The following is a 26684-nucleotide window of genomic DNA, read 5'->3' on the forward strand; positions in this document are numbered from 1 at the left end:
GCGATGCTTGCGAACATCCTGCTGCTGATCCTCGATGCCGGCGGCGGCTTCCTGACGCTGATGCTGCTGGCGCGCTTCTTCATGCAATGGCAGCGCGTCTCCTTCCGCAACCAGGTGGGCCATTTCGTCGTCAGCACCACCGACTGGATCGTGCTGCCGCTGCGGCGCTTCGTGCCCGGCCTGTTCGGGCTCGACCTGGCCAGCCTGCTGCCGGCCTGGGTGGTGCAGGTCCTGCTGGTGTTCACCGAACTGGTGCTGAACGGCGCCGTCTTCGGCAGCAATCCGGTCTCGGTCATGCTGGGGCTGTGGGGCATCGGCCTCGTCGAGCTGCTGCGGATGGCGCTCTATCTGGTGTTCGCGGTGGTGCTGATGTCGGCGGTGCTGTCCTGGGTGAGTCCCCACGGGCCGGCGGCGCCGGTGCTGAACGCGCTCGCCGCGCCCTTCCTGAAGCCCTTCCGCAGGCTGATCCCGACCGTCGCCAACGTCGACCTGTCGCCGCTGGTGCTGCTGCTGGTGCTGCAGATCCTGCTGATGGTCATCGGCGGCCTGCGCAACAACTTCGCCTTGCTGCTGTTCGGCAACTGAGATCATGCAGGCTTCCGGTACGGCAGGCTGGCTGCGCGTCGCGTCCGACGGCGGCGTCGTGCTGAGCCTGCACATCCAGCCCGGCGCCAAACAGACCGGCTTTGCCGGCCTGCACGGCGAGGCGATGAAGATCCGCCTTGCCGCGCCGCCGGTGGATGGCAAGGCCAATGCGGCGCTGTGCGCCTTCCTGGCGCAGTTCTGCGGCGTGCCGAAATCGGCTGTCACGCTGGTGAGCGGCGAGACCTCGCGCGCGAAGCGCGTACGCATCGACGCGCCGCAGTCCGCCGTGGTCGACAAGCTGCGCGCGCTGGGCTGATTCAGCCCTCGAACATCACCTGGCCTTCGACCAGGGTGTAGCGCACCTTGCCGGGCAGTTCCATGCCCAGGAAAGGCGTGTTCTTGCCCTGGCTGCGCAGCCCGTCGCGGCTGATGGCGACGTGTGCGGCGGGATCGAACACGCAGACGTCCGCGCGCGCGCCGGCCGACAGATGGCCGGCCTTGGTGATGCCGACGATGCGCGCCGCATCCGAGGTGATGCGCGCGAGGCCGTCGCCCAGCGACAGGCCGGCGCGCCCGGCCCATTTCAGCGTCAGCGGCAGCAGCAGCTCCAGGCCGGTGGCGCCGGGTTCGGATTCGGAAAACGGCGCCTGCTTGCCGTCGTCATCCACCGGGGTGTGGTCGGAGCACAGCGCGTTGATGCGGCCCTCGGCCAGCCCGCGGCACAGCGCCTCGCGGTCGCGCTGGCTGCGCAGCGGTGGCACGAGATGGCAGTTGGCATCGAAATAGCCGATGTCCATGTCGCACAGATGCAGGTGGTTGATCGACACGTCGCAGCTCACTTCGATGCCGTCGGCCCGGGCCTGGTCGATCAGTTCCAGGCCCGCCGCGCTGGACAGGCGGGTGATGTGCAGGTGCGCGCCGGTGATCTTCGCCAGTTGCAGATAGGTGTACAGCGCCACCGTCTCGGCGGCGACCGGAATCCCCGCCAGCCCGAGGCGGGTGGCGACTTCGCCGTCGTGCGCATGGCCGTCGCGCGACAGGAAGGGCGCGATCGGCTGCAGCCAGACGCGGAAGCCGAAGGTCGCCGCATATTGCAGCGCACGCATCAGCACGGTGTTGTCGACCACCGGCACGTTGGCCTGCGAGAAGGCCACGCAGCCGGCCTCGACCAGCTCGGCCATCTCGGACAGGCGCTCGCCCTTCAGGCCGATGGTGAGCGCGCCGACCGGATACACGTGCGCGCGGTTGAGCTTCTTCGCGCGGTAGCACAGCATCTCGACGAGGCCGGGTTCGTCCAGCGCCGGATCGGTGTCGGGCGGGATCGCCAGGCTGGTCACGCCGCCGGCCATCGCCGCATCCATCTCGGATTCCAGCGTCGCGCGGTATTCGAAGCCCGGTTCGCGCAGGCGCGCGGCGAGGTCGATGAAACCGGGCGCGACCACCAGCCCGGAGGCGTCGATGACGCGCTCCGCCTCGAAGCCGTCCGGCGCCGGGCCGAGGGCGACGACCTTGCCGCCGGCCACGTACAGGTCCTGCACGCGGTCGATGCGGTTGGCCGGATCGACGACGCGGCCGTTGGAAATCAGGATCTTCTTCATGCGCCCTTCCTCAGTTGCTGCCCAGCATGCTCATCACCGCCATGCGCACCGCGATGCCGAAGGTCACCTGCGGCAGGATCACCGCCTGCGCGCCGTCGGCGACCGCGGAATCGATCTCCACGCCGCGGTTCATCGGCCCGGGGTGCATCACGATCGCGTCGGGCCTGGCCAGCGCGAGCTTGTCGGCGGTCAGGCCCCAGATCTTGAAATACTCCTGCGGCGTCGGCAGCAGCGCGCCGTGCATGCGCTCGTTCTGCAGGCGCAGCATCATCACCACGTCCACGCCCCTGAGCCCTTCACGCATGTCGTTGAACACGCGCACGCCGAGCTTTTCGACCTCGGTGGGCAGCAGCGTCCTGGGGCCGATCACGCGCACTTCGGGCACGCCCAGCGTGGTCAGCGCTGCGATCTGGCTGCGCGCCACGCGCGAGTGCATGACGTCGCCGACGATCGCGACCGTCAGGTTGGTGAAGTCCTTCTTGAAATGGCGGATGGTGTACATGTCGAGCAGGCCCTGCGTCGGGTGCGCATGGCGCCCGTCGCCGGCATTGACGACGTGGATGTGGTCGCGCCCGGTGGCCTGCAGGTGCTGCGCGATCAGCACCGGCGCGCCGCTGGCGGCGTGGCGCACGACGAACATGTCGGCCTGCATCGCGCACAGGTTGTCGATCGTGTCGAGCAGGCTCTCGCCCTTGGCGGCGGAACTGGTGGTGATGTTGAGATTCACCACGTCGGCCGACAGCCGCTTGGCGGCGATCTCGAAGGTGGTGCGGGTGCGCGTCGAGTTCTCGAAGAACAGGTTGAACACGCTCTTGCCGCGCAGCAGCGGCAGCTTCTTCACCTCGCGCTCGGCCACCTCGGTGAAGGGCGCGGCGGTGTCGAGGATGGTGTCGATGATGTCGCGCGGCAGGCCGTCCAGCGTGAGCAGGTGCTGCAGTTCGCCGTGCTTGTTCAGTTGAGGGTTGCGCATCGGTCAGCCTCGGCTCGTCAACTGCAGGGTCAGCGTGCCGTCGGCGGCGCGCTGCAGTTCCAGGGTCTGCGCCGCCGGCAGCGGCTCGGCCAGCGTGTGGGCGCAGTAGCGCGCGGCGATGGGCAGTTCGCGGCCGCCGCGGTCGACCAGCACCGCCAGGTCGACGCGCGCCGGCCGGCCGAAATCGAACAGTTCGTTGAGTGCCGCCCGCGTCGTGCGGCCGGTGTAGAGCACGTCGTCGACCAGGATCACCGGCGCACCGTCGACGCCGAACGGGATGTCGGTGCGCTGCGGGCGCGCGTGCAGCCCCTTGCTGGCGTAGTCGTCGCGGTAGAAGGACACGTCGATCGCACCCAGCGGCGCGCGGATGCCGAGCAGCGCATGCAGGCGCTCGGCCAGCCACAGGCCGCCGGTATGGATGCCGACCAGCACGGTGCCGGCGGTGACATGGGGGCGGATCTGCTCGGCCAGCTCGCGGCAGAGCGCTTCGGCGTCAGGGGTTTGCATGTCGGTTGCCGTCCAGGAAGGTTTGCAGGATCAGTCGTGCGGCGGCGGCGTCGAGCACCGCCTTGCGCTCGCGCCAGCCGCGCACGCCGGCATCGGCGAGTTCCGCCTCGGCCGCAACCGAGGACAGTCGCTCGTCCACCATGAACACCGGCAACGCGAAGCGGCCGTGCAACTGGTTGGCGAAGCGGCGGCAGCGTGCGGTGAGTTCGTGTTCGCGGCCGTCGAGATGGGAGGGAAGTCCGACCACCAGTGCCACCGGGCGCCATTCGGCGATCAGGCGCGCGATGGCGGCGAAGCGCGCGTCGTTCGATTCCTCGCGCAGCGTGGCCAGCGGCGAGGCGTGGCCGGTTTCGAGTTCGCCGCTGGCCACGCCGATGCGGGCGAGGCCGAAGTCGAAGCCGAAGAGGGTGCCGCGGGCGGGCAGGGGGTCCTTCACGGGCTGCCCGGCGGCAGCCGCCTCAGGCATGCCCGGCGACCTCGCTGAGCCTGGCGAAATCGATGCCCAGCTTTTGCATCGCCGCGGCCAGGCGTTCCTCGGGCGGCAGTTCGAAGATGATCGCCATGTCGGCCTGCACGGTGAGCCAGGCGTTGTCGGCGAGTTCCTGCTCGAGCTGGCCGGCGGCCCAGCCGGCGTAGCCCAGCGTCACCAGCACCTCGCGCGGTTCGCCGCTGGTGCCGATCGCCTGCAGGATGTCGCGGCTGCTGGTGAGGCCGACTTCGTCGTTGACGCGCAGCGTGGAGTGCCATTCGGTCAGCGGCCGGTGCAGCACGAAGCCGCGGTCGGTCTGTACCGGGCCGCCGAAATACACCGGCTGGCCGGCGAAGCCTTCGGCCTCGAGCGGCAGGTCGATGCGCTCGAACAGCGTGGCGAGCGTCATGTCGATCGGCCGGTTGACGATCACGCCCAGCGCGCCCTGTTCGTTGTGTTCGGCGATGTAGGTGAGGGTACGCGCGAAATGGGGATCGGCCATGCTGGGCATGGCGATCAGGAAGTGATGCGTGAAGTTGGCCGTGGGCGTATCCATGCGCGGCATTTTACGCCGTGTCCGCCGCCAGCGGGGTGCCGGGTGCCGGACGGGCACCGCCGCGGCGGCCGGCCGTCGGCCATAATCGGCGCCTTTCCGCGCGCCGCCTTGCACCGATGACCGATCCTCTGCTGCATTCCGCCCTCGTCTGGTTTCGCCGCGACCTGCGCACGCACGACCATACCGCGCTCTATCACGCTCTGCGCGGCGCCCGCCGGGTGTTCTGCGCCTTCGTCTTCGACCGCGAGATCCTCGACGCCCTGCCGGACCGGCGCGACCGCCGCGTCGAGTTCATCCATGCGGCCGTCGCCGAACTCGCCCAGGGGCTCGACGCGCTGGCCCGCACCGCGGGTGGGGCGGGCGGCGGACTGATCGTGCGCCATGGCCGCGCCGACGGGATCATTCCGCAACTTGCGCGCGAACTCGGCGTGGCGCAGGTCTTCGCCAACCGCGACTACGAGCCTGCCGCCATCGCGCGCGACCGCCGCGTCGCTGAGCGCCTGGCCGCCGACGGGGTCGGATTCGCCGACTTCAAGGATCAGGTGATCTTCGAACGCGATGAGGTGCTCACCCAGGCCGGGCAGCCCTTCCGCGTGTTCACGCCGTACCGGAACGCCTGGCTGCGCAAGCTCGACGGCTTCCACCTGCAGTCCTACCCGGTGGAGAAGTACGCCGCGCGCCTGGCCGCGCCGCCGGCCGGCCACGCCCTGCCCGATCTGGCCGCGCTGGGCTTCGAGGCGACCAACCTCTCCGAACTGCGCCTGCCGCCGGGCATGTCCGGCGGCCGCCGACTTTGCGCCGAATTCCGCGCGCGCATCGACCGCTACAGGGAGGCGCGCGATTTTCCTGCGGTGAAGGGGGTTTCCTACCTGTCGCCGCACTTGCGCTTCGGCACGGTGTCGGTACGAGAACTCGCCGCCTTCGCCTGGCACCGCGGCGGTGTCGGGGCCGAGACCTGGCTGTCGGAACTGATCTGGCGCGATTTCTTCCACATGATCCTGTGGCATCACCCGCATGTGGCTGATGCGGCGTTCCGCCCGGAATGCGACCGCATCCGCTGGGACGACGCGCCCGAACTATTCGCCGCCTGGTGCGAGGGGCGCACCGGCTATCCGATTGTCGACGCGGCGATGCGCCAGCTCGAGCAGACCGGCTACATGCACAATCGGTTGCGCATGATCGCCGCGTCCTTCCTGACCAAGGATCTCGGCATCGACTGGCGGCTGGGCGAACGCCATTTCGCCGCGAAGCTGCTCGACTACGACCTGGCGGCGAACAACGGCGGCTGGCAGTGGGCGGCATCGACCGGCTGCGATGCACAGCCCTATTTCCGTATCTTCAACCCGGTGGCGCAGTCGCAGAAGTTCGATGCGCAGGGGCGCTTCATCCGCCGCTACCTGCCCGAACTGGCGCAGGTGCCCGACCGGTTCATCCATGCGCCGTGGACGATGGGCGGCCTCGATCAGCAGGCGGCGCGGGCGCGCATCGGGCAGGACTACCCTGCGCCGGTGGTGGACCACGCCGCTGCGCGCGAGCGCACGCTCGCCCGATTCGCCGCGATCAAGGGCTGAAGCGGCGGCACGGCCTGCGCCGCCAGGCCGGCAGCGGACCGCTCATGCCAATTCGCGTTCAAAGACCTGGAAATGATCCAGTGGAAACCAGCCATGGACCGAATGCGGGCTGGTCATCGAAGCGAGCCGGTGTCAGGCCGGCGCGGCCTGCGGCTGGTATTCGCGCCCGGTGTAGCCGGCCAGCAGTGCCAGCAGTTCCTCTTCCTGGTAGGGCTTGCCGAGGTAGTGGCTGGCGCCCACTTCGGCGGCGTAGCGGCGGTGCTTGTCCGCCAGCCGCGAGGTGATCATGATCACCGGCAGGGCGGACGTGCGCGCATCGGCGCGGATGTTGCGGACCAGGTCGAAGCCGTCCATGCGCGGCATCTCGATGTCCGACAGCACGACGTCGGGCAGCGTCTCGACCAGCTTTTCCAGCGCGTCGACGCCGTCCTTGGCGGTGATGACGCGGTAGCCTTCGCGCTCGAGCAGCCGGCCGGTGATCTTGCGCACGGTCAGCGAGTCGTCGACCACCATCACCGTCGGCACGTGGCCCGGGTGGCCGGCCTTGCCCGGCGCCGCTTCGGGGCCTTCCTCCAGCCCCATGCCGCTGCTGGCGAGCGCGACCGGATTGAGGATCAGCACGATCTCGCCGTCGCCGAGCACGGTGGCGCCCGACATGCCGGGGATGCGGGTGAGCTGCGGCCCGGCGTTCTTGACCACGATCTCCTGGCTGCCGCACAGCGCGTCGACGTGGAGCGCCAGCGTCTGCGCGCCGGCACGCAGCAGCAGCAGCCAGTTGTAGCGCTGTTCCTCGGGTCGGGCGTGCTTGTCGCCGAGCAGGCGCGGGAGGTAGCGGTAGGCGTAGTGCTCGTCCATCCACCCGGTGCCGTGATCGGCCTGCACGCGCTGCAGGGCGTCGGTCTTCAGCTCCATGACCTGCGCCACCATGCTCGACGGAATGGCGTAGGTGCGGCCGGCGGCGCGCACCAGCAGCGCCTGGGTGACGGCCAGCGTCAGCGGCAGGTGGATGCGGAAGGTGGTGCCCTCGCCGCGCCGGCTGGTGACGTCGATGCGGCCGCCGACCGCGGCGGTCTGCGCCTTCACCACGTCCATGCCGACGCCGCGCCCCGACACCGCCGACACCGCCTGTGCGGTGGAGAAGCCGGGCAGGAAGATCATGTTGGTCAGCCGGCGCGCGTCGGCCTGCTCGTGGGGTTCGAGGAGGCCGCCGGCGCGTGCGCGCGCCTCGATGCGCTCGAAGTCGAGGCCGGCGCCGTCGTCGACGAGTTCGATGGCGATCTCGTTGCCTTCCTGGCGCACGCCCAGGCTGATCTGGCCGATCTCGGGCTTGCCCGCGGCGCGGCGCCGGTCCGCCGTCTCGATGCCGTGCGCGACGGCATTGCGCAGCAGATGCTCCAGCGGCGCCGCCATCTGTTCGAGCACGCTGCGGTCGATCTCGATGCGCCCGCCGCGCAGGTCGAGATGGGCGCGCTTGCCCAGTTCCTTCGCGCTTTGCCGCACTACGCGGTAGAGCCGGTCGGCGAGGCTGTCGAAGGGCAGCATGCGCACCCGCATCAGCGCCTGCTGCAGGTCGCGCGACAGGCGGGCCTGGCCGTGCAGCGCCAGGTCGGCGCTGTCGAGGTTGCCCAGCAGGCTCTGCTGCACGGTGGTGACGTCGTTGACGCTCTCGGCCAGCATGCGGGTCAGTTCCTGCAGCCGGGTGTAGCGGTCCATCTCCAGCGGGTCGAAGTCGGCATGGCGGGCATCCGCCTGTGCGATGCGCGACTGCATCTGCATGTCGGCCTGCAGTTCGACCTCGCGCACCTGATTGCGCAGGCGGATGACGTTGTCGGTGAGGTCGAGCAGCGAATTGCGCAGCGTGCGCATTTCGCCCTCGATGCGGGTGCGGGAGATGCCGATCTCGCCGGCCTGGTTGACGAAGCGGTCGACCAGGTCCGCGCGCACGCGCAGCGTCGCGGAGGCGGCGCCTTCGGGTTCCGCCGCGGGCGCCTCGGCGGCGGCCGCGACCAGCGCCGTCGCCTGCTGCGCGGCCGCCGCGGGCGGCGCCACGGCCGGCAGCGGTTCGCCCGCCGCGAGCGCGTCGATCATCAGTTCGGCGGCGTCGATGCCGGCAGCCAGATCGTCGGCCAGCGCCTGGCCGCGCCCGCCGCCCTCTTCGAGGCGGGATTCCAGTTCGTGCAGGTGCTCGCCCAGCGTCATGGCGCCGGCCATGCGCGCGCTGCCCTTGAGCGAGTGCAGCAGGCGCGCGACCACCGGGGCGTGGCCGCCGTCCTCCGGCGCCTGCTCCCAGGCGCGCAGCGTGGCGTGCAGTTCGCCGAGCAGGTCGGCCGCTTCTTCGAGGAAGAGCGTGAGCAACTGGGGGTCGATGTCGTCCTGCGGCGCGCTGCCGGCCACCATCGGCGCCCCGCCCCGTGCCGCCTCGGCCACGGCGGCAGCGGCAGGGAGGGCGGCCGGCGGTTCCCCGCCGGCTTCCGGTAGCACGGTTTCCCCGGCCGCGGGCGGTCCGGCCACACCGGCTTCGGCGGCCGGTGTGCGAACCGGTGGTCCGGCTTCCGGCGCCGTGGCTGCATGGGCGCGGCCGCAGTCGTCCAGCGCCCGCTCCAGCGCCGGCGCGGTTTCGGGCATGCGCTGCTGCAGCACTTCGCCCAGCATGGCCTGCAGCGTGCCGGTGCTCTGCGAGAACAGGGCCAGTTCGTCCGCGGCGGGCGGGCGGGCGGCATGGCGCACGCGTTCCAGCGCATGTTCGAGCGCGCGCCCCAGTGTGTGCAGGGGAGACAGCCGCGCGGTGCCGGAGATGCCCGCGAGCGTGTGCGCGGCACGCAGCGCGGCGTCGGGCGGCAGCAGCGCGGGGTTGGCCGCGAGGCGGGCGAACTCGTCGTGCAGCGTGGCCAGGTGGGCGGCCGCCTCCGAGCGGTACAGCTCGTACAGCGCGCGCGACATCTCGGCATCGCCGATCAGGATCGCGTCCGGTGCCGGCGGCGTTCCGGCCCTGTCGGGCGCTCCATCGGGCTGCGCCGGTTCGCCTTCGGGCCGTGCCGGCGCGATGTCGATCGCGATGCCGACCACGACGGGTGGCACATCGTCGGGGGCTTCGGGGGCGGGCCATGCCTCGTCCCCGGCCTCCGACGGCAGCAGCGCCAGTTCCTCGGGCGTCGGTGCCTCGGCGGCGGCCAGCGGCGGCAGCCCGTCGGCGCCCAGCGCCAGTTCGTGCAGATCGCCGACGGTCGGCGGTTCGAGTTCGAAATCGGGCAGGGCGTCGAGCGGCGGGATGACGGCGGCGGGCTGGTCCGCGGCCGTCAACAGCGGCAGGATCTCGCCGCTCGCGGACAGTTCCAGTCGGGGGAACGCCGGCTCCGGCGCGGCGGGGCGGCCTGCGCCGCTTTCCGCCGGAGCCGCGGCGGCCGGAGCGGGTTCGGCGGGTGGCGTTTCCGCGCTGCGCAGGCGTTCGGCCTCGGCGACGACGGCAGCGGCATCCCGTCCCCGCGGGCCGCCGGCTTCGAGCTGGGCGACCCAGTCGGTGAAGAGCTGGCGTGCTGCGTCGATCAGGTGGTGCAGCGCCGGCGTCGGCGGCCATTCGAGCTGCAGCCAGCGGTTGAGCGTCTGCTCCACGCTCCATGCCGCTTCGCCGACTTCGCGCAGTCCGACCATGCGCCCGCTGCCCTTCAGGGTGTGGAAGCCGCGCCGGATCACCGTCAGGTGCTCGGCATCCTGCGGCTCGCTGCGCGACAGTTCGAGATGCTCGCCGATGGAGGCCAGCACCTCGTAGGCTTCCTCGATGAAGATGCACAGCAGTTCGGCGTCGATCTCCGCGTCGCCGGTCGCGCGTTCGGCGCCGCCCGCCGCGGCCGGCACGGACACCGCGGTGGCTTCCGCCGCGGATGGCGCCAGCGGAGCCGGTGCCGCGGGCGGGGCCGCGCCGTCCGCGCCGGACGGCGGCACGGGGGCCGTTCCGGCGGCGGGGACGGGCGATGCGGCTTCGGCCTCGATGCCGGTCGCAGGTTCGGCCGCTGGTGTCGCGGTGCCTTCCTGCGGCTCCGCGCTGGTCCGGGCCGCGGCGTGTGCCGGCGCGGGGGGCGTTTCGGCCGCCGGGGGAGCGCCCTCGGCGCTAGCGGAGGCGGTGGAGACCGGTCCGAGGAGCGCCTGCAGGTCGGTGCGCTTGTGCGGCAGCGACTCGATGTAGAAGCCCAGCGCCGACAGCTTGTGCGCCAGTTCTTCGAACGCCGCCTGGTCGGGCTGGGCGTCGGGTGCGGCGAAGTGCGCGATGCGCGTGCCGGCCTCGCGCATCAGCTCGATCGCGGTGGTTTCGCCGAGCAGGCTCAGCGCGCCCAGGATCTGCTGCATCGGCCGGTGCAGTTCGCCCAGCGCCGCGCGCTTTTGCGGGTTGCGGAAGTAGTCGTCCAGCGTCTGCTCGACCTGGGCGAGGCTGGACAGCATTTCCTTGGCCAGTTGCGCGAGGGCGTCGCGTTCGTGCGTACGCACCGCGCCTTCCTGCTCCGCGGAGGCCGGCTGCGGCGCGAGGGCTTCGCCGCGGCGCAGTGCGGCGAGGCGCGACAGCGTGGCGTCCACCTGCGCGGCCAGGCCGTCGCCGGTGGCGCCGGGGTCGAGCGCCGCCTCGATCTGCAGCAGGGCGGCGGCGACTTCGAGCGCGATGCTCTCGGAAAACTGCAGCGGATCGTGCCGCAGCCAGCGGGTGAAATCGGCCAGTCCGGCGACCAGGCGGTCCACGGCCGGGCGGGCGAGGCCCGCCGCGGCGCCGGCGAATGCGGCGAGTTCCTCCTCGAAATGCGCCAGCGCGATGGCGGTACCGGCGCAAAAGGCGTCCCACTGTTCGCGCAGCGCGGCCAGCCGGGCGTGGAGCGCCTGCAGCAGCGGGGCGAGGGGAATTTCGCTGATGGTCGCGCCGGCGGGCGGCAGCAGCGCATCGAGCTGCCAGCAGGCGCGGATGCTCTGCTGCTGCGCGGTGGTGGCCGGCGCGGTGGCGACGCGGTGGAGGACTTCGCGCAGCAGGCGTTCGGGCACTGCGCCGTTGCCGCCCATCAGGCGGCGGAACTGGGCGTCGATCTGCGCGCACAACTTCTTGACCGCGGGGTCGGGGACGATGGTGCCGGCGGCCAGCGCATCGAAGAAACCCAGGCCCGCCCACCACAGCGCGCGCGCCGACGGCGTGGGCTGCAGCGCTTCCACGTCGGCGATGGCTTCCCGCATCTGCGCAGCGCCGCCGCCGGCCGCGCCCTTGCGCAGCCAGTCCAGCAGCCCGCGCTCGAAGCGGGCACGGGCGCCGCGCAGCCGCGCCTGCGCCTCGTCGGCGGCGGGCGGCGCGTCGTCGCGGCGGGGCGGGCGCAGGCTGAGGTCGGGGTAGAACAGATCGACCGCGCCCGCCGGCTGGCCGCGCGCCGCGGCGATGGCTTCGTACAGCGGCAGCAGGCGCAGCGGCTGGTCGGGCGCGCCGTGGGCGAGTTCTTCGAGGTAGTTGCCCAGCGCCGCCAGTGCGCGCAGGCCGAGTTCCACGTTGCCCGGGTCGGCCGGCACGTCGCCGCGCGCCATGTCGCCCAGCAGCAGGCCCGCCGACTCGGCGAACTGCGTCAGGCCGTCGAGGCCGATGATGGACAGGGCGCCGCGGACCTGATGCAGGTGGGTCTGGGCGAACTGCACCTGCGCCGCCGGATCGTGCGCGGTGCCGGCCTGCCCGAGCGCCTCCCGCGCGCGGCCGAGCGCGGCGTCGATCTCGCCCTTGACCCAGTTCAGCGGCCCGAGATCCGTTTCGATCGCATGTGTCATGAGTGTTCCCGCTGGTGGCGCTTGGGGGAGGGCGGCCGGTCAGACCTTGAAGCCGGAGACCGAACCCTTCAGCTCGACGGCGAGGTCGGCGAGCTGGCCGATCGACACCGCGGTCTGCTTGGTGCCCAGCGTCGTCTGCTCGGTGATGGTCAGGATGTCGCGCATCGTCGCCGCCACCCGGCTGGCGGTGGCGGCCTGCTGCTGCGTGTCGGACGAGATCTGCTCGATGAGGCGGGCGGTTTCCAGCGACACGTCGCCGATCTCCGCCAGCGCCTGGCCGGCGGCGTCGGTCAGGCGCGCGCCGTCGACCACGTCGCGGGTGGCGTTCTCCATCGCGCCGACGGCGTCCTGGGTGTCGGTCTGGATGGTCTTCACGATCGCGGCGATCTGCTTGGTGGCCTCGGCCGAACGTTCGGCCAGGCGCTGCACCTCCTCGGCGACCACGGTGAAGCCGCGCCCGGCCTCGCCCGCTGAGGCGGCCTGGATGGCGGCGTTGAGCGCCAGCACGTTGGTCTGCTCGGTGATGTCGGAGATCAGCTCGACGATCTCGCCGATCTCCTGGGAGGATTCGCCCAGCCGCTTGATGCGCTTGGCGGTCTCCTGGATCTTGTCGCGGATGTCGTTCATGCCCTCGATGGTGTCCTCCACCGCGCCGGCGCCCTTGTGCGCCGCATCCAGCGAGCGCCGCGCCACCTGTGCGGAGGCCAGCGCCCGTTCGGAAGAGGCGGTCATCGACTCGGCCATGCGCTGCGCGGTGGTGCCGGCCCCTTCGATCTCGTGCGACTGGCGTTCGGTGGCGAGCAGCAGTTCGTTCGAGGTCCGCTGCGCCGATTCGGTGGCGGCGGTCACGCGGTTGGCGGCGTCGTTGATGCGGCGCACCAGCACCGAGAGTTCTTCGACCGTGTAGTTCACCGAATCGGCGATGGCGCCGGTGATGTCCTCGGTCACCGTGGCGCGCACCGTCAAGTCGCCGTCGGCGAGGTCGCCCATCTCGTTCATCAGGCGCAGGATGGCCTGCTGCGTCAGGTTGCGTTCGTTCTCCGCCGCCAGGCGCTGGGCCTCGGTTTCGGCGCGGCGCGAGGCGACGTCGTGGTTGTAGAGGCGCGCCATGCGCACCAGCACCGTCACCGCCAGCAGCGCGCCGAGCAGGGTCGCCAGCGTGATCGCGTCGAAGCCGCGATAGGCTTCGGCGAGGCTGGAGGCCAGTTCCTTGCTGTAGGCGAGCAGCGGCACCGAGTCGCGGAAGATGCGGCTGCCGGCCTGCTTCGCCTGGACCAGCAGGCGGATGTCGCCCAGGATGCCGGCGACGGCCTGGAAGCTGCCCTGGGCCGCATTACCCAGTTCGGCGATGCGGGCGTGCAGTTCGGCGTCGCCGCGCATCTGCGCCAGGCGGTCGAGCTGTTCGCGCAGCGTGTTCGCGTCCTTGCCGAGAGCGACCGCGACGTCGGGGTCGATCGCGTCGGCCACGCGCAGGGCGTTGGCGTTCTTGGCGATGCGCTGGGTCAGCATCACCGTGCTGTTGGCCGCGGCGATGTCGCGCGCATTGGCGTTGCCCTGCAGCGCGAGCGCGGCGACCTGCTCCGAGAGTTCGAGCAGCCGCGCGTTGTCGGCATTGATGGCGTCCGCCGCGGCGTTCAGCGTGACCAGGTTCTTCTGCTGCGCGAGCAACTGCGACGTGTCGTGGTCGGTCTGCCGCCATGCCTCGGACAGCGCGTCGAGCTGCGGGCGCGCGGCGTCGGGGATCTCCGGGACGCGCACCCCGTCGATCTGCCCGCCTTCCTTCAGCGCCTGCAGCAGGCCGGCGAAGCGGCCGCGGCCGGCCTGCAGTTCGGTGAAGGCATCGGCATTGCCCAGCAGCGCCTGCTGCGCCGCCTTCGCGATCTGCTGCGACAGCATCTGCATCTCGGTGGCGGCGGCGACGTGCGAGGTCGCGTCGGCGGAACGCCGCGCCTGGTAGACCGCCAGCGCGGCGGTGACCAGCGCCAGCACGGCGAACAGGATGCCCAGCCTGCGCATCCGCTGCGGGAAGACGCGTGCCGTGCCGGCGTCGCCGCCAGGGGCCGTGCCGGGCGCGGCCGTGTCCAGGATGCGGGTGCTTTCGGCGGCGGAAACGTCGTCGATCGTCTTTTTCTTGCCCAGAGAGAACTTCAAAGCCATGTCGCGTGCTCCGCCGCCGGGGGGCGATGCCTTGCCCTCCCGTGCGCGGCAGGTAGTGAGTCGGAAAGGGGAAAACGGATTCGTGCCGACCGCCGCGTGCCTGCCGCGGGCTTCGCCGCGCTCATTCGAGGCCCGCGTCGAGGAATGCCGGCTGCGCCAGCAGCCGGCCGGCGTCGAGCTGCAGCCAGAGCCGGCCCTGCACGTCGTGCAGCCGCCGCGCTACCCATGGATGCGGATCGGGCGCAGCGTCGGGCTCGAAGTCTTCGTGGCTGCGCAGGCCGGCGATGCGGCTCACCAGCAGCGCGCAGTTGGCGCCGTGGCGCGCGCCCACCAGCAGCAGCCGCGCCGCGCCGCCGGGGGCGGTGGGCGGGTCGTCGTGGAACAGGGCGAAATCGATCACCCCGTACAGCGTGCCCCGCACGTTGGCCAGGCCGACGTACCAGGGCTTGGTGAGGGGAACCGGGGACAGCGGCGGCGACGGCAGGATCTCGCCGGATTCGGCGAGATCGATCAGCCAGTTCATGCTGCCGGCCTGGAAGCCGAGCAGTCCGCGGCGCTCGCCCGTCTTCGCCTCGGCGAGGCGCTTGGCGAGGTTTTCCTGGAACTCGCGCAGGCTGATGCGTCTGGACATCGGCGTTCAGTCCATCGCCTTGATGCGGGCGAGCAGCTCGGCGTGGTCGACCGGCTTCACCAGGTAGTCGTAGGCGCCCTGGCGCATACCCCAGATCTTGTCGGTCTCCAGCCCCTTGCTGGTGCACATGATGATGGGGATCCTGCGCGTGGCGTCGCTGCGCGAGATGGTCCGCGTGGCCTGGTAGCCGTTCATGCCGGGCATGACGACGTCCATCAGGATGAGGTCGGGCTTCTCGGTCCGGCTCTTGGCGATGGCGTCCTCGCCGCTTTCCGCGGTGATGACGTGGTAGCCGTGCCTGGCCAGCACTTCGGTGAGGGCCAGGCGCTCGGTGGGCGAATCGTCCACCACGAGGATTTTGCTGATCGTCATGAGCGTTGCGGTCACTCCGGACTCAGCCGCGCGGCGCGCGCGGCGTGGGTGGCCACCGCGCGCAGCAGGCTGTCCTTGGTGAAGGGTTTGGTGAGGTATTCGTCCGATCCGACCATGCGCCCGCGGGCGCGGTCGAAGAGCCCGTCCTTCGACGACAGCATGATCACCGGCGTGGATGACAGGCGCGAATTCTTCTTGATCAGCGCACAGGTCTGGTAGCCGTCGAGGCGCGGCATCATGATGTCGACGAAGACGACGTCGGGATGATGGTCGGCGATCTTCGCCAGTGCGTCGAAACCATCCTCGGCGAGCAGCACCTGGCAGCCCGCCTGGCCGAGAAAGATCTCGGCGCTGCGGCGGATGGTGTTGCTGTCGTCGATGACCATCACCTTGAGTCCGGCAAGATCCATGCTGTCATTTCCGTGGGCGTGGGGAGCGTCTGGGAGGCGGGAGCGGGCAGCGCCCGCGCCGCGGCCCGGGCTGCGTTCAGATCTCGACGAGTTCGAAGTCTTCCTTGCGCGCTCCGCATTCGGGGCAGGTCCAGTTCGGCGGCACGTCCGCCCAGCGCGTGCCGGGCGCGATGCCTTCGTCGGGCAGGCCCGCGGCTTCGTCATAGATGAAACCGCAGATCAGACACATGTAAGTCTTGTACGACATATCGGCCATGAGGGAGGCAACTTGAGAAGAAAAATGCGTGCGGCGCTAGAATCGCGCAAATCTTAACGCATGGGTGCCGCTGCCCGGCAACGGCACCCGCTTTCCTCCATGGCCATCGCCGTACCCGATACGCCCCCCGTCGTGCTGTGTTTCGCCCCCGGTGACCCGACCGGCGGAGGCGGGCTGGTGTCCGACATCCTGACGCTTTCCAGCATGGGCTGCCATCCGCTCGCGGTGCAGACCGCCGGCATCGTGCGCGACACGCGCAGCGTCGACGAGTCCTGGCCGGCCGACGGCGACCTGCTGGTGGACCAGGCGCGCGCCGTGCTGGAGGACGTGCCGGTGGCGGCGTTCAAGATCGGTTTCTGCGGCAGCGTCGAGAACGTCGCGCGGATCGCCGAAGTGATGGCCGACTACCCCGACGTGCCGCTCGTGCTCGAACCTGCGTTGTACGCCGGCGCGGAGTGGGCGGGGGAGGAGGACTACGTTGCCGCGCTGGCCGACCTGATCGTGCCGCAGACGACCCTGCTGGTGGCCGGGCGCCACGAGCTGTGCCGGCTCACGGGCATCGACGATGCGGCGGACGGCGACGACGGGGACGAAGACGAGTCCGCCGGCACGTCTGACGCGCAGGAGGCGGTGGCGCGCCTCTTCGAGGAAGGGACCGAATACGTGCTGCTGACCGGCGGCGGCGAGCGCGGGCCGCGGGTGGTGAATCGCCTCTACGGCCGCGACGGCCTGATCCGGACCGATGCCTGGGACCGCCTGCCCGGCCGCTACCTCGGCGCCGGCGCCACCCTGGCCGCCGCCGCCGCGGCCGCGCTGGCCCACGGCATGGAGATGCCCGAGGCCGTGCGCGAGGCGCAGGAGTTCGCGCAGCAGACGCTGCGCCACGCCTATCGCCCCGGCATGGGTCGCGCCGTGCCGGACCGCTTCTTCTGGGCGCGCGGCCGCGAGACCGGCGATGCCTGAACGCTGTCCTCCCGAACGCCTGCGCGGCCTGTATGCGGTGACTCCCGACGAGGCCGGCACCGCGCACCTGCTGGCGCTGGCCGGGCGCGTGCTGCAGGGCCGGCCGGCGCTGCTGCAATACCGCAACAAGCCCGCCGGCCCGGCGCTGCGCCGCGAGCAGGCGCAGGCGCTGCTGGCGCTGTGCCGCGCCGCCGGCGTGCCGCTGCTGATCAACGACGACCTGCCGCTCGCCCTGGCGATCGGCGCCGACGGCGTGCACCTGGGCCGCGACGACGGCGATCCCGCGGCGGCGCGCGCGGCGCTCGGCGCCGGCCGCATCCTCGGCGTGACCTGCTACGGCGAGTTCGACCGCGCGCGGCGCGGCGCGCAGGCGGGGGCGGACTACGTGGCCTTCGGCGCGATGTTCGCATCGCCGTCCAAGCCGCAGGCACCGCGTGCGCCCTTCGAACTGTTGACGCGCGCCCGGCGTGAACTGCAGTTGCCGGTGGCGGCGATCGGCGGCATCACGCTCGACGCCGCCGCGCCGGTGATCGCCGCCGGCGCCGACCTGCTGGCGGTGATCAGCGACGTGTTCGCCGCGGCAGACCCGGCGGCGCGCGCCGCGGCCTACCGTCCGCTGTTCGGCCTGCCGGCCTGAGCGGGGCTGCCGCTCTTCCGCCATCCCGTCACCGCCTTGATCCGGGTGGTGGACCCTTGCCGCGGCGCGGCGTCACAATGTGGGCTTTCGCACAGCACCGCCTGCCAGGACGACCATGAACAGCCGCAACGAAGCCCTTTTCCAGCGCGCCCAGCGCACCATCCCCGGCGGCGTCAATTCGCCCGTCCGCGCCTTCCGCTCGGTGGGCGGCACGCCGCGCTTCATCGAGCGCGCCGAAGGCGCGCGCGTGTGGGATGCCGACGGCAAGGTCTACATCGACTACGTGGGGTCCTGGGGGCCGGCGATCACCGGCCATGCGCATCCGGCCATCGTCGAGGCGGTGCGCGAGGCGGCGCTCAAGGGCCTGTCCTTCGGCGCGCCGACCGCGAGCGAGGTCGACATGGCCGAACTCATCTGCGAACTGCTGCCCTCGGTCGACATGGTGCGCCTGGTCAGTTCCGGCACCGAGGCGACGATGAGTGCGATCCGCCTGGCGCGCGGCCACACCGGGCGCGATGCGATCATCAAGTTCGAGGGCTGCTACCACGGCCACGCCGACAGCCTGCTGGTGAAGGCGGGCTCCGGCCTGCTGACCTTCGGCAATCCGTCCTCGGGCGGGGTGCCGGCCGACTTCGCCAAGCACACCATCGTGCTCGACTACAACGACCTCGATCAGGCCGAGGCGGTGTTCAAGGCGCGCGGCGACGAGATCGCCGCGGTGATCGTCGAGCCGGTGGCGGGCAACATGAACCTGGTCAAGCCCAGGGCGGGCTTCCTCGAAGGGCTGCGCCGCCTGTGCACGCAGTACGGCGCGGTGCTGATCTTCGACGAGGTGATGACCGGCTTTCGCGTGGGGCCGCAGGGCGCGCAGGGGCTGTACTGCATCACGCCGGACCTCACCACGCTCGGCAAGGTGATCGGCGGCGGCATGCCGGTGGGCGCCTTCGGCGGCCGGCGCGACATCATGGAAAAGATCGCGCCGCTCGGCCCGGTGTATCAGGCCGGCACGCTGTCGGGCAGCCCGGTGGCGGTGGCGGCGGGCATGGCCTCGCTCAGGCTGACGCGCGAGGCGGGCTTCTACGACGCGCTCGCCGCGCGCGCGGCGCGGCTGGCGGACGGGCTGTCGGCGGCGGCGCGCGAGGCCGGCGTGAGCTTCAGCGCCGATGCGGTCGGCGGCATGTTCGGCGTGTATTTCAGCGCCGGCGTCCCGGCCTCGTTCGCCGACGTGATGGCCTCCGACCGGGAGCGCTTCAACCGCTTCTTCCACGCCATGCTGGAGGCCGGCCACTATTTCGCGCCGTCGGCCTTCGAGGCCGGCTTCGTGTCCGCCGCGCACGGCGAGGCGGAGATCGACGCCACCGTCGCCGCGGCGCGGGCGGTGTTCGCCGCGCTGCGTTAGCAGCCCATCGCGCGGGGCCGTGCCGCAGCGGATGGCACGGCGATTGCTGCGGCTCGGCGTGTTGCCGACCGAGGTCTCGTCGATGGACTTGCGCTGGCGCCTCGCCACCCGCCTCTCCCTGCTGGCCGCCGCGCTGCTGGCCGCCGGCTGCGCGATGGTCGCGCTCGCGCTGACGCGCGACGTGTCCGAGGAAGTGGCGGCGTCGGGCCGGCTGGCCGAACTCCTGCTGGGCATCGGCGAGGCCGGGGGCGGGCAGACCGCGGCGCTCAAGCGCCTGCTGGAGGCCGGCGAACTGCGCCACGTCGCGGTATCGCTGGAGCGTCCCGGTTTGGAGCAGTCGCGCCGTTCCGGAGCAGCCGATCCGCTCGACTGGCTCGCCGCGCGCCTGCCGGGTGGTGCGACGGACGAGCAGCGCATCGCCATCGGCGACGAGGTGCTGGTGATCCGCGCCGACCCGCGCGCCGAGATCCGCGAGGTGCTGCGCGACGGGCTGCGCATGCTCGGCGTGCTGGCGCTGTTCGCCTGCGTCACCGTGTTCGCCACCTGGCGTGCGGCGCACCGCGCACTCGCACCGGTGCGCGAACTGGAGCAGGGGCTGGCGCGGCTCGCGCGCGGCGAAGAGCAGGCGGCCCTGCCGCGCTTCGAGCTGCAGGAATTCGACCGCATCGCCGCCGCCGTCGACCGCCTCGCCGCCAGCCTCGCGGCCGCGCGCGCCGCCGAAACCACGCTCGCGCGCCGGCTCATCGGCGTGCAGGAGGCGGAGCGCCGCGAACTCGCGCGCGAACTGCATGACGAGTTCGGGCAGTCGCTCGCCGCCATCGGCGCCGCCACCGCGTTCATCGAGCGCCATGCCGGGACCGCCGATGCTGCAGGAATCACCGACTGCGCCCGCGATGCGCGCACCGAGGCCGCGCGCATGTCGTCCCATGTGCGCGGCCTGCTGCGCCAACTGCGTCCGCATGGGCTGGGCGGGCTGGGCATGCGCGATGCACTGGCCGAACTGGTGCAGCACTGGCGGGCCCGCGCCGGCGGCATCGCGCTCGACGTCGAACTGCCCGGGCGCCTGCCCCGCCTGGCGCCGGAAGCCGGGCTGGCGCTGTACCGCTGCCTGCAGGAGTCGCTCACCAACGTGCTGCGCCACAGCGGCGCCGGCCGCGCGGCGGTCCGCCTGCAGGCGGTGCCGGGCGGCGTGCGGCTGGTCGTCGGCGACGACGGCTGCGGGCAGGCCGACTCCCTGCGTGCGGGCGGCGGCCTGCTCGGCATGCGCGAGCGCGCCGAGATGGCGGGAGGCCGGCTGAGCCTGGGGCAATCCGCGCTGGGCGGGCTGCAACTGGAGTTGTGGCTGCCCGAAGCGGACGAGGGCGCAAGGGTAGAGGACGAAGTGGACGAGGGAGATCTGCACGATGATCCGCATCCTGTTGCTCGATGACCACGCCGTGGTGCGCACCGGCTACCGCCGCCTGCTCGATGCCGAGTGCGGGTTCGAGGTCGTGGCCGAAGCGGCGACGGCGGACGAGGCGTGCGCCTGCGTGGCGCGCGGCGGTATCGACGTGGCGGTGGCGGATCTCAGCCTGCGCGGCTGCAGCGGCATCGAGGCCATCCGCCGCATGCTCGCGCGCGCGCCGGCGCTCAGGGTACTGGTGCTGTCCATGCACGATCATGCCGGCTACGTGACCCAGGCGATGCGCGCCGGCGCGCTCGGCTACCTGACCAAGAGCAGCGAACCGACCGAACTGTTCGATGCGATCCGCGCGGTCGCAGCGGGGCGGCGGATCTTTTCGGCGGACATCCTGGAAGTGCTCGCGCGCTCCTCGCTCGACGGCGAGCAGGCGCTCGCGCGCCTCACCCCGCGCGAGTTCGAGGTCCTGCGCCTGGCGGTGAGCGGCGATTCGTCGGCCGACATCGCCAACAGCATGCATCTCAGCCCGAAGACGGTGCACAACCACCTGTCCGCCATCCGCAGCAAGCTCGACGCGGACAACGATTTCAAGCTGATCCGCGAGGCAGTGCGCCTCGGCCTGATCGCCTTCCCCACCCACGGGGCCTGAAGGCGCGATGCCGGGAAGAATTCCCGGTTTCGCCGGGGGCGACTCCCGGGTGCCGCACCGCCGCCATCCCTAGAATCGATCGAGGCCCGTCGGCCGCCGTGCGCGGCCGGCGCGGTCACCGAGCCGCGCCGGCCGACGGCGCGGCAAAGCGGCTTCGGCAGGAAAAACCAGGGAGGCAAACATGATGCAAGCACACGCAGGCTGTGAACCCGTGCGCCATATCCGCCGGCCGACGCAGGCGCCGGCGTGCTGCGGCTACTCGACGATCGCCTTCATTGCCGCCCTGGCGGCCGCTGGTGCGGCTCACGCGGCGGAGGAACCCACCCAGCTCGCCCCCACCGTCGTGGTGGGCACCACGCCGCTGCCCGGCATCGATCTGCCCAGGGACCAGGTGCCGGCGAACCTGCAGACCCTGGACGGCCGCCAGGTGCGCGAGGCGGGCGGCGTGTCGCTGGGCGAGGCGATGCAGCGGCGGCTGGGCAGCGTGACGGTCAACGAGATCCAGGGCAACCCCTACCAGGCCGACGTCAATTACCGCGGCTTCACCGTGTCGCCGCTGCTCGGCACGCCGCAGGGGCTGTCGGTGTATGTCGACGGCGTACGGGTGAACGAAGGCTTCGGCGACGTCGTCAACTGGGACCTGATTCCCAGGGCGGCCATCGCCTCGATGGCCGTGGTGCCCGGTTCCAACCCGCTGTACGGCCTCAACACGCTGGGCGGCGCGCTGGCGTTGCGGACCAAGCGCGGCGACACCCATCCCGGCACCGAGATCGAGGCCGAAGCCGGCTCGTTCGATCGCCGCATGCTGAGCCTGCAGCACGGCGGCAGCAAGGATGCGCTGAACTGGTTCGTGTCCGCCGAAGGCATGAAGGAGGACGGCTGGCGCGACCATTCGCCCTCCGAGGTGGCGCAGTTCTTCGGCCGGCTGGGATGGAAGTCCGACCGTACCGATCTGTCGATGAGCGTGATCCACGCCAACACCGACCTGATCGGCAACGGCCTGGTGCCGGAAAGCCTGCGCCGGCGGCGCGACGAGGCGATCTTCACCCACCCCGACCAGACCCGGAACCGCATGAGCATGCTGACGCTGGCCGGCACGCACTGGTTGAGCGACGTGGACCAGTTGTCGGCCTCGGCCTATGTGCGGCGCACGCGCACGCGCACGCTGAACGGCGATGGCAACGACGACTACGAGGACGCGCTGGAAGAGGACCCGGCGTTCGACCTCAGCGGCGTGCTCAACCGCACCGCCACCAACCAGCGCGCGTACGGCGTCGCGCTGCAATGGACGCGCTTTGCCGGCGCGCACCAGTTCGCCGTCGGCGCCTCGCACGACCGCAGCCATGCCGATTTCCGCCAGACCGCGCAGGAAGGGCGGCTGACCGCCAACCGCGGCGTGGAGGTGGACGAGGATGCGGAACTCGAGAACAGCCTGTCCGGCCGCACGCGCACCACGTCGATATACCTGACCGACAGCGTCGCCCTGGGGCCCACGGTGCAACTGACCGGCGCGCTGCGCTACAACCGCACGCGCGTGATCAACCGCGACCGCCTGGAGCCCGGTGAGCCCGACAACCTGGATGGCGACTACACCTACCACAAGCTCAACCCCGCGCTGGGCCTGACCTGGCAGGCAAGCCCGGCGCTCACCGTGTATGGCGGCTACAGCCAGGGCAACCGCGCGCCGACGCCGATCGAGCTGGGCTGCGCCAATCCGGAAAAGCCCTGCACGCTGCCCAACGCGCTCGCCTCTGACCCCTTCCTCGAGCAGGTCGTGGCGCGCACCTTCGAGCTGGGCGTGCGCGGCCGGCTGGCGGGCGGCATGCAGTGGAACGCCAGCGTGTTCCGCACCACCAGCCGCGACGACATCCTGTTCGTCGGCACCTCGACCAGCGCCGGCTACTTCACCAACTTCGGCAAGACGCGGCGCGAGGGCGTCGAACTCGGCATCGGCGGCAACGCGGGGGCGCTGGAGTGGCAGGTCAATTACAACTGGCTGCGCGCCACCTTCCAGTCTTCCGCCTGCATCGTCGCCGAGAACAACAGCACCGCCGAAAGCGACCCGGGCTGTGGCGAAGAACAGATCCGCGTCGGCCGCGGCGACCGCATTCCGGGCCTGCCGGAACACGGGCTGAAGTTGGCGCTGAGCTGGCGCGCGAACGACGACCTGCGCGTGGGCGCCGGCCTGGTCGCGTATTCGGGCCAGTACGTGCGCGGCAACGAGAACAACCGCCACAAGGCCGGCGACGGGTTCCGCGGCCGTGGCGAATTGCCGGGCTACGCGGTGGTGAACCTGAGCGCCGACTATCGGCTGAGCGGCGGCTGGACGCTGTTCGGCCGCGTCGACAACGTCTTCGACCAGCGCTACGCGACTGCGGGCGCGCTGGCCGAAAACCCCTTCACCGGCCCGGGCAACGCCTTCCAGCCCGATACCGACCAGTGGCGCAGCGAGCAGTTCGTCGCGCCGGGCGCGCCGCGCGCCGCGTGGGTGGGGCTGCGCTACGCCTGGGGGCGCTGAGCGGTTCCGGGCCGCACCGCTCCCGCGCGCGGCCCGCTTGTATCAGAGCAGGAACAGCGTGGCCAGGCCGAGGAAGATGAAGAAGCCGCCCGAGTCGGTGAGCGCGGTGATCATCACCGAGCCGCCGATCGCCGGGTCGGCGCCCAGGCTCTGGCGCATCATCGGGATCAGCACGCCCGCGCTGGCCGCGAGCAGCAGGTTGAGCGTCATCGCCGCCGTCATCACCACGCCCAGCGACACGCTGTCGTACAGCACCCACGCCAGCACGCCGAGCAGCCCGCCCCAGACGAGGCCGTTCACCAGCGCCACGCCGAGTTCCTTCTTCAGCAGGCGCTGCATGGCGGACGGTTCCACCTGGCCCATCGCGATCGCGCGCACGATCATGGTGATCGTCTGGTTGCCGGAATTGCCGCCGATGCCGGCGACGATGGGCATCAGCGCCGCGAGCGCGACGAGCTTCTCGATCGAGCCCTCGAACAGGCCGATCACGCGCGAGGCGACGAAGGCGGTGACGAGGTTGACGGCCAGCCACGACCAGCGGTTCTTCACCGAATCCCACACCGAGGCGAAGATGTCTTCCTCTTCGCGCAGGCCGGCCTGGCTCAGGATCTCGGCCTCGGATTCCTCGCGGATGTAGTCCACCACGTCGGCCACGGTCAGGCGGCCGATCAGGCGCTTGCCGTCGCCGATGACGGGCGCCGACACCAGGTCGTAGCGCTCGAACGCCTGCGCCGCCTCGCCGGCGTCGTCTTCCGGCGTGAAGCTGATGACCGGCTCGCTGCGCATCACGTCGGCGACCAGGGTCTCGGGGTCGGTGATCAGCAGCGATTCGAGCGTCAGGATGCCCTTCAGGTGGTCGTCGCGGTCGATCACGAAGAGCTTGTCGGTGTGGTCGGGCAGTTCGTCGAAGCGGCGCAGGTAGCGCAGCACGACCTCGAGCGTGACGTCCTCGCGCACCGTCACCATGTCGAAGTCCATCAGCGCGCCGACCGAATCCTCGGGGTAGGACATCGCCGCGCGCAACTGCTCGCGGCCCTCGCTGTCGAGGGACTGGAAGACGTCCTGGATGACCTCGGGCGGCAGGTCGGGGGCGAGGTCGGCGAGTTCGTCGGCGTCCAGCGTCTCCGCCGCGGCCTTCAGCTCTTCCGGCGCCATCGTCTCGATCAGCGATTCGCGCACCGCATCCGAGACTTCGAGCAGGATCTCGCCGTCGCGCTCGGCCTTCACCAGGTCCCAGACGTACAGGCGTTCCTCGAGCGGCAGCGCCTCGAGGATGTAGGCGATGTCGGCGGGGTGCAGTTCGTCCAGCTTGGCCCGCAGCCCGGCCTCGTGCTGCTTGTGCACGAGGTTTTCGACCAGTTCGTGGCGCGGCATGTCCTGGCGGTGGACGAGGTCCTCCACGACCTTCTGCCGTGCGAGCAGCGCCTGCACTTCACGCAGGTGCTGCTGGACGTCGTCGGCGTGGCGTTCCTCTTCCTGGGTCATCGCGCAGCGGGCTCGGGTGGTCGGGAGAACCGCGATTCTACGGGCTTGGTGCGCCGCACGCGACCCCGGAGGCGGCGCCTTTGGCGCGGGGATGCCGCGTCGCCGCGGCGCGGCCCGGCGCGTCGGGCCGGGCGCGTTTCAGGGCACCTGCGAGTAGGCCATGCGGCGCCGGATGCGCTCCGCGTGCGCCGCCAGCCGCGGGCCGAAGCTGCGCTCGTAGCGCCGCGGATCGGGCAGCATCACCGCCAGCCGGGCCGCCTCGGCCGGGCCCAGGCGGCTGGCCGGAATGCCGTAGTAGCGCCGCGCCGCGGCTTCGGCGCCGAAGACGCCCTGGCCCCACTCCACCACGTTCAGATACACCTCGAGGATGCGGCGCTTGGTCCACAACCGCTCGATCATCACGGTGATCACCGCCTCCTGCGCCTTGCGCAGGTAGCTGCGCGATGGCGACAGGAAAAGGTTCTTCGCCAGTTGCTGGCTGATCGTCGAGCCGCCGGCCACGGCCCGCCCCTTCCGTTCGTTCTTTTCCAGCGCGCGCTCGATGCCTTCCCAGTCGAAGCCCTCGTGGTCGACGAAGCTGTCGTCCTCGGCGGCGACGACGGCGCGTTTCAGGTGGATCGAAATCTGCTCGTAGGGTACCCACTGGTGGCGCAGCCGGGCTTCCGGGTCCCGTGCGCGCAGTTCGTCCAGGCGCAGCCGCATGAAGCTGGTGCTGGCCGGGTCGAAGCGGCTCCACCAGATCACCTGGGTGAGCAGCGCGATCTGCCACACGATCAGCAGCGCGAGCGCGATCGCCAGCGCGCGGCCGATCCAGCGCAGCGCCGTCCTCACGACGGGGCTCCGGCGCGGTCGCGCGGGCCGGCCGGGCTCAATTCGCCCGCACCTCGTCGGCGTTGGTGAAGGTCCAGGTGCGCGTGATCTCGATCATGTCGGTATCGCGCCGGATGTCGGGCGGGAAGGGGGCGTAGGGCGCGGCCATCCTGACGATGCGCACCGCCGCGTCGTCCAGCACCTTGTGCCCCGAACTGCGATGCACGCCGACGCGCTCGACCGAGCCGTCGGCGCGGATGGTGACCGACAGCAGCAGGCTGCCATACATCCTGCCGCGCGCCGCGTCCGGGTAGTTGAGCGTGCCGATGCGCTCGACCTTCTGCCGCCAGTCCTCCACGTACTGCGCAAAGCGGTATTCCCTGGCGCGCGCGCCGATGAACTGGGTGCGCGGGCGCTTGGACAACTCGTCCAGGGAGCGGTCGATCTGGGCTTCCAGGCGGGCGACGGCGGCGGCGCTGTCGAGCAGGTCGAGGCCGCTGACGACCGGCGGCGACGTCGGCTGCTCGGTCTGCTGCGGCCGGCTGGCCACCGACGCGGCGGCCTTGTCGCGCGTCAGGACCTGCTGCTGCGCCTGCGCCTGCTGCGGCTGCCGCCGCTTCTGTTCGACGAGCGCGTCGCCGTCGCGGCGGGCGTTCTGCGGCGGCAGCGGCGATTTCGGACGCGCGTCCTTCTTGTCGCTGGTGCCGCCGCCGGCGAGGTTGGCCTGCGCCAGCACGTCGGCCTTCTGCGGCGGCTTCGCGTGGCGCGCATTCACCAGCACGACTTCCAGGCCGCGATCGCGCGCCGGCTTGCCCTCGGGCGGGCGGAACTGCAGGCTCAGGACCAGGCCGTGCAGCATCAGCGAGATCGCCAGCGCGATGCCCAGCCCGCGGCTGACGAGGCGATGCGCGCCGGCGTGCCGCGCGCCGGCCGGCGGGGAGAGGGCGGGCGCGGCGATGCGCAT

At 71.4% G+C, this 26684-nt stretch carries 23 protein-coding genes; 9 read left to right on the plus strand and 14 right to left on the minus strand.

The annotated features are described in order from the left end of the window. Nucleotides 1–3: 3 nt before the first annotated feature. Both CCZ27_RS22265 and CCZ27_RS22270 read left to right on the plus strand, forming a co-directional pair. Nucleotides 4–585: a YggT family protein gene (locus CCZ27_RS22265; RefSeq protein WP_096451928.1), complete on the plus strand. Its 582-nt coding sequence runs from the start codon at nucleotides 4–6 to the stop codon at nucleotides 583–585. A 4-nt stretch (nucleotides 586–589) separates the two neighbouring features. Then, nucleotides 590–901 (plus strand): DUF167 domain-containing protein, encoded by a 312-nt coding sequence (locus CCZ27_RS22270; RefSeq protein ID WP_096451930.1) that lies wholly within the window; start codon nucleotides 590–592, stop codon nucleotides 899–901. A gap of 1 nt (nucleotide 902) precedes the next feature. On the opposite strand, the gene CCZ27_RS22275 is transcribed toward CCZ27_RS22270, so the two are convergent. Genes CCZ27_RS22275 through CCZ27_RS22295 form a run of 5 tightly spaced genes read right to left on the minus strand, consistent with a single transcriptional unit; the run spans nucleotide 903 to nucleotide 4694 of the window. Continuing rightward, nucleotides 903–2183: a dihydroorotase gene (locus tag CCZ27_RS22275; RefSeq protein WP_096451932.1), complete on the minus strand. Its 1281-nt coding sequence runs from the start codon at nucleotides 2181–2183 to the stop codon at nucleotides 903–905. Between the two features lie 10 nt (nucleotides 2184–2193). Beyond that, nucleotides 2194–3153, minus strand: coding sequence for an aspartate carbamoyltransferase catalytic subunit (locus tag CCZ27_RS22280; protein WP_096451934.1), 960 nt, complete (start codon nucleotides 3151–3153; stop codon nucleotides 2194–2196). Between the two features lie 3 nt (nucleotides 3154–3156). Beyond that, on the minus strand, nucleotides 3157–3660 hold the full coding sequence (gene pyrR / locus CCZ27_RS22285; RefSeq protein WP_096451936.1) for a bifunctional pyr operon transcriptional regulator/uracil phosphoribosyltransferase PyrR: 504 nt from the start codon (nucleotides 3658–3660) through the stop codon (nucleotides 3157–3159). Then, on the minus strand, nucleotides 3647–4126 hold the full coding sequence (gene ruvX, locus CCZ27_RS22290) for a Holliday junction resolvase RuvX (RefSeq protein WP_096451938.1): 480 nt from the start codon (nucleotides 4124–4126) through the stop codon (nucleotides 3647–3649). The genes pyrR and ruvX overlap by 14 nt, the downstream gene beginning before the upstream one ends. Beyond that, nucleotides 4119–4694 carry a YqgE/AlgH family protein gene (locus tag CCZ27_RS22295; RefSeq protein WP_385961537.1) on the minus strand — a complete coding sequence of 192 codons (576 nt, stop codon included), beginning with the start codon at nucleotides 4692–4694 and terminating at the stop codon, nucleotides 4119–4121. Before CCZ27_RS22295 ends, ruvX begins: the two co-directional genes overlap by 8 nt. 122 nt (nucleotides 4695–4816) lie before the next feature. Here CCZ27_RS22295 and CCZ27_RS22300 point away from each other — a divergent pair, with 122 nt between their 5' ends. Beyond that, nucleotides 4817–6256 (plus strand): cryptochrome/photolyase family protein, encoded by a 1440-nt coding sequence (locus tag CCZ27_RS22300; protein WP_096452896.1) that lies wholly within the window; start codon nucleotides 4817–4819, stop codon nucleotides 6254–6256. Nucleotides 6257–6388: 132 nt separating this feature from the next. Here the strand turns inward: CCZ27_RS22300 and CCZ27_RS22305 are convergent, their stop codons facing one another. The 6 genes from CCZ27_RS22305 to CCZ27_RS22330 form a co-directional block, all read right to left on the minus strand. Continuing rightward, complete coding sequence (locus tag CCZ27_RS22305) at nucleotides 6389–12034, minus strand: FimL-related protein (protein ID WP_096451942.1); 5646 nt, start codon at nucleotides 12032–12034, stop codon at nucleotides 6389–6391. 39 nt (nucleotides 12035–12073) lie between these two features. Beyond that, a complete protein-coding gene (locus CCZ27_RS22310) occupies nucleotides 12074–14191 on the minus strand; it encodes a methyl-accepting chemotaxis protein (RefSeq protein WP_096451944.1) in 2118 nt (705 codons plus the stop codon). Between the two features lie 121 nt (nucleotides 14192–14312). Then, entirely contained in the window at nucleotides 14313–14822 is a 510-nt protein-coding gene (locus tag CCZ27_RS22315) for a chemotaxis protein CheW (protein WP_096451946.1), read from the minus strand. A gap of 6 nt (nucleotides 14823–14828) precedes the next feature. Then, nucleotides 14829–15194, minus strand: coding sequence for a response regulator (locus tag CCZ27_RS22320; protein ID WP_096451948.1), 366 nt, complete (start codon nucleotides 15192–15194; stop codon nucleotides 14829–14831). Nucleotides 15195–15205: 11 nt separating this feature from the next. Continuing rightward, entirely contained in the window at nucleotides 15206–15604 is a 399-nt protein-coding gene (locus CCZ27_RS22325; RefSeq protein WP_096451950.1) for a response regulator, read from the minus strand. A gap of 76 nt (nucleotides 15605–15680) precedes the next feature. Beyond that, nucleotides 15681–15833 carry a rubredoxin gene (locus CCZ27_RS22330; protein ID WP_385961541.1) on the minus strand — a complete coding sequence of 51 codons (153 nt, stop codon included), beginning with the start codon at nucleotides 15831–15833 and terminating at the stop codon, nucleotides 15681–15683. A 126-nt stretch (nucleotides 15834–15959) separates the two neighbouring features. Here CCZ27_RS22330 and thiD point away from each other — a divergent pair, with 126 nt between their 5' ends. The 6 genes from thiD to CCZ27_RS22360 all read left to right on the plus strand — a co-directional run bounded on the left by thiD (nucleotide 15960) and on the right by CCZ27_RS22360 (nucleotide 23425). Then, nucleotides 15960–16823: a bifunctional hydroxymethylpyrimidine kinase/phosphomethylpyrimidine kinase gene (thiD, locus tag CCZ27_RS22335; RefSeq protein WP_198363227.1), complete on the plus strand. Its 864-nt coding sequence runs from the start codon at nucleotides 15960–15962 to the stop codon at nucleotides 16821–16823. Further along, nucleotides 16816–17460, plus strand: coding sequence for a thiamine phosphate synthase (thiE, locus tag CCZ27_RS22340; protein WP_096451952.1), 645 nt, complete (start codon nucleotides 16816–16818; stop codon nucleotides 17458–17460). Before thiD ends, thiE begins: the two co-directional genes overlap by 8 nt. Before the next feature lie 115 nt (nucleotides 17461–17575). Then, the gene (gene hemL / locus CCZ27_RS22345; RefSeq protein WP_096451955.1) at nucleotides 17576–18859 is read left to right on the plus strand and encodes a glutamate-1-semialdehyde 2,1-aminomutase; all 1284 of its coding nucleotides are present in this window, start codon (nucleotides 17576–17578) and stop codon (nucleotides 18857–18859) included. 31 nt (nucleotides 18860–18890) lie between these two features. Continuing rightward, nucleotides 18891–20288, plus strand: a complete 1398-nt coding sequence (locus tag CCZ27_RS22350; RefSeq protein WP_096451957.1) for a sensor histidine kinase — start codon at nucleotides 18891–18893, stop codon at nucleotides 20286–20288. Beyond that, nucleotides 20263–20907, plus strand: coding sequence for a response regulator (locus CCZ27_RS22355; protein ID WP_198363229.1), 645 nt, complete (start codon nucleotides 20263–20265; stop codon nucleotides 20905–20907). The genes CCZ27_RS22350 and CCZ27_RS22355 overlap by 26 nt, the downstream gene beginning before the upstream one ends. 181 nt (nucleotides 20908–21088) lie before the next feature. Beyond that, nucleotides 21089–23425, plus strand: a complete 2337-nt coding sequence (locus tag CCZ27_RS22360; protein ID WP_232516502.1) for a TonB-dependent receptor — start codon at nucleotides 21089–21091, stop codon at nucleotides 23423–23425. Between the two features lie 42 nt (nucleotides 23426–23467). On the opposite strand, the gene mgtE is transcribed toward CCZ27_RS22360, so the two are convergent. The 3 genes from mgtE to CCZ27_RS22375 form a co-directional block, all read right to left on the minus strand. Continuing rightward, nucleotides 23468–24910 carry a magnesium transporter gene (gene mgtE, locus CCZ27_RS22365; RefSeq protein WP_096451959.1) on the minus strand — a complete coding sequence of 481 codons (1443 nt, stop codon included), beginning with the start codon at nucleotides 24908–24910 and terminating at the stop codon, nucleotides 23468–23470. 138 nt (nucleotides 24911–25048) lie between these two features. Further along, a complete protein-coding gene (mtgA, locus tag CCZ27_RS22370) occupies nucleotides 25049–25741 on the minus strand; it encodes a monofunctional biosynthetic peptidoglycan transglycosylase (RefSeq protein WP_096451961.1) in 693 nt (230 codons plus the stop codon). A gap of 37 nt (nucleotides 25742–25778) precedes the next feature. Then, nucleotides 25779–26684 carry an energy transducer TonB gene (locus CCZ27_RS22375; RefSeq protein WP_096451963.1) on the minus strand — a complete coding sequence of 302 codons (906 nt, stop codon included), beginning with the start codon at nucleotides 26682–26684 and terminating at the stop codon, nucleotides 25779–25781.

The sequence above is a fragment of the Thauera sp. K11 genome (assembly GCF_002354895.1).
Classification (GTDB): Bacteria; Pseudomonadota; Gammaproteobacteria; order Burkholderiales; family Rhodocyclaceae; genus Thauera; species Thauera sinica.

Bases quoted from the DNA above. Each gene is read 5' to 3' on its own strand.
- CCZ27_RS22265 (WP_096451928.1), top strand. From the start codon at position 4: ATGCTTGCGAACATCCTGCTGCTGATCCTCGATGCCGGCGGCGGCTTC.
- CCZ27_RS22270 (WP_096451930.1), top strand. From the start codon at position 590: ATGCAGGCTTCCGGTACGGCAGGCTGGCTGCGCGTCGCGTCCGACGGC.
- CCZ27_RS22275 (WP_096451932.1), bottom strand. From the start codon at position 2,183: ATGAAGAAGATCCTGATTTCCAACGGCCGCGTCGTCGATCCGGCCAAC.
- CCZ27_RS22280 (WP_096451934.1), bottom strand. From the start codon at position 3,153: ATGCGCAACCCTCAACTGAACAAGCACGGCGAACTGCAGCACCTGCTC.
- pyrR (WP_096451936.1), bottom strand. From the start codon at position 3,660: ATGCAAACCCCTGACGCCGAAGCGCTCTGCCGCGAGCTGGCCGAGCAG.
- ruvX (WP_096451938.1), bottom strand. From the start codon at position 4,126: ATGCCTGAGGCGGCTGCCGCCGGGCAGCCCGTGAAGGACCCCCTGCCC.
- CCZ27_RS22295 (WP_385961537.1), bottom strand. From the start codon at position 4,694: ATGCCGCGCATGGATACGCCCACGGCCAACTTCACGCATCACTTCCTG.
- CCZ27_RS22305 (WP_096451942.1), bottom strand. From the start codon at position 12,034: ATGACACATGCGATCGAAACGGATCTCGGGCCGCTGAACTGGGTCAAG.
- CCZ27_RS22310 (WP_096451944.1), bottom strand. From the start codon at position 14,191: ATGGCTTTGAAGTTCTCTCTGGGCAAGAAAAAGACGATCGACGACGTT.
- CCZ27_RS22315 (WP_096451946.1), bottom strand. From the start codon at position 14,822: ATGTCCAGACGCATCAGCCTGCGCGAGTTCCAGGAAAACCTCGCCAAG.
- CCZ27_RS22320 (WP_096451948.1), bottom strand. From the start codon at position 15,194: ATGACGATCAGCAAAATCCTCGTGGTGGACGATTCGCCCACCGAGCGC.
- CCZ27_RS22325 (WP_096451950.1), bottom strand. From the start codon at position 15,604: ATGGATCTTGCCGGACTCAAGGTGATGGTCATCGACGACAGCAACACC.
- CCZ27_RS22330 (WP_385961541.1), bottom strand. From the start codon at position 15,833: ATGTGTCTGATCTGCGGTTTCATCTATGACGAAGCCGCGGGCCTGCCC.
- thiD (WP_198363227.1), top strand. From the start codon at position 15,960: ATGGCCATCGCCGTACCCGATACGCCCCCCGTCGTGCTGTGTTTCGCC.
- thiE (WP_096451952.1), top strand. From the start codon at position 16,816: ATGCCTGAACGCTGTCCTCCCGAACGCCTGCGCGGCCTGTATGCGGTG.
- hemL (WP_096451955.1), top strand. From the start codon at position 17,576: ATGAACAGCCGCAACGAAGCCCTTTTCCAGCGCGCCCAGCGCACCATC.
- CCZ27_RS22350 (WP_096451957.1), top strand. From the start codon at position 18,891: ATGGCACGGCGATTGCTGCGGCTCGGCGTGTTGCCGACCGAGGTCTCG.
- CCZ27_RS22355 (WP_198363229.1), top strand. From the start codon at position 20,263: ATGATCCGCATCCTGTTGCTCGATGACCACGCCGTGGTGCGCACCGGC.
- CCZ27_RS22360 (WP_232516502.1), top strand. From the start codon at position 21,089: ATGATGCAAGCACACGCAGGCTGTGAACCCGTGCGCCATATCCGCCGG.
- mgtE (WP_096451959.1), bottom strand. From the start codon at position 24,910: ATGACCCAGGAAGAGGAACGCCACGCCGACGACGTCCAGCAGCACCTG.
- CCZ27_RS22375 (WP_096451963.1), bottom strand. From the start codon at position 26,684: ATGCGCATCGCCGCGCCCGCCCTCTCCCCGCCGGCCGGCGCGCGGCAC.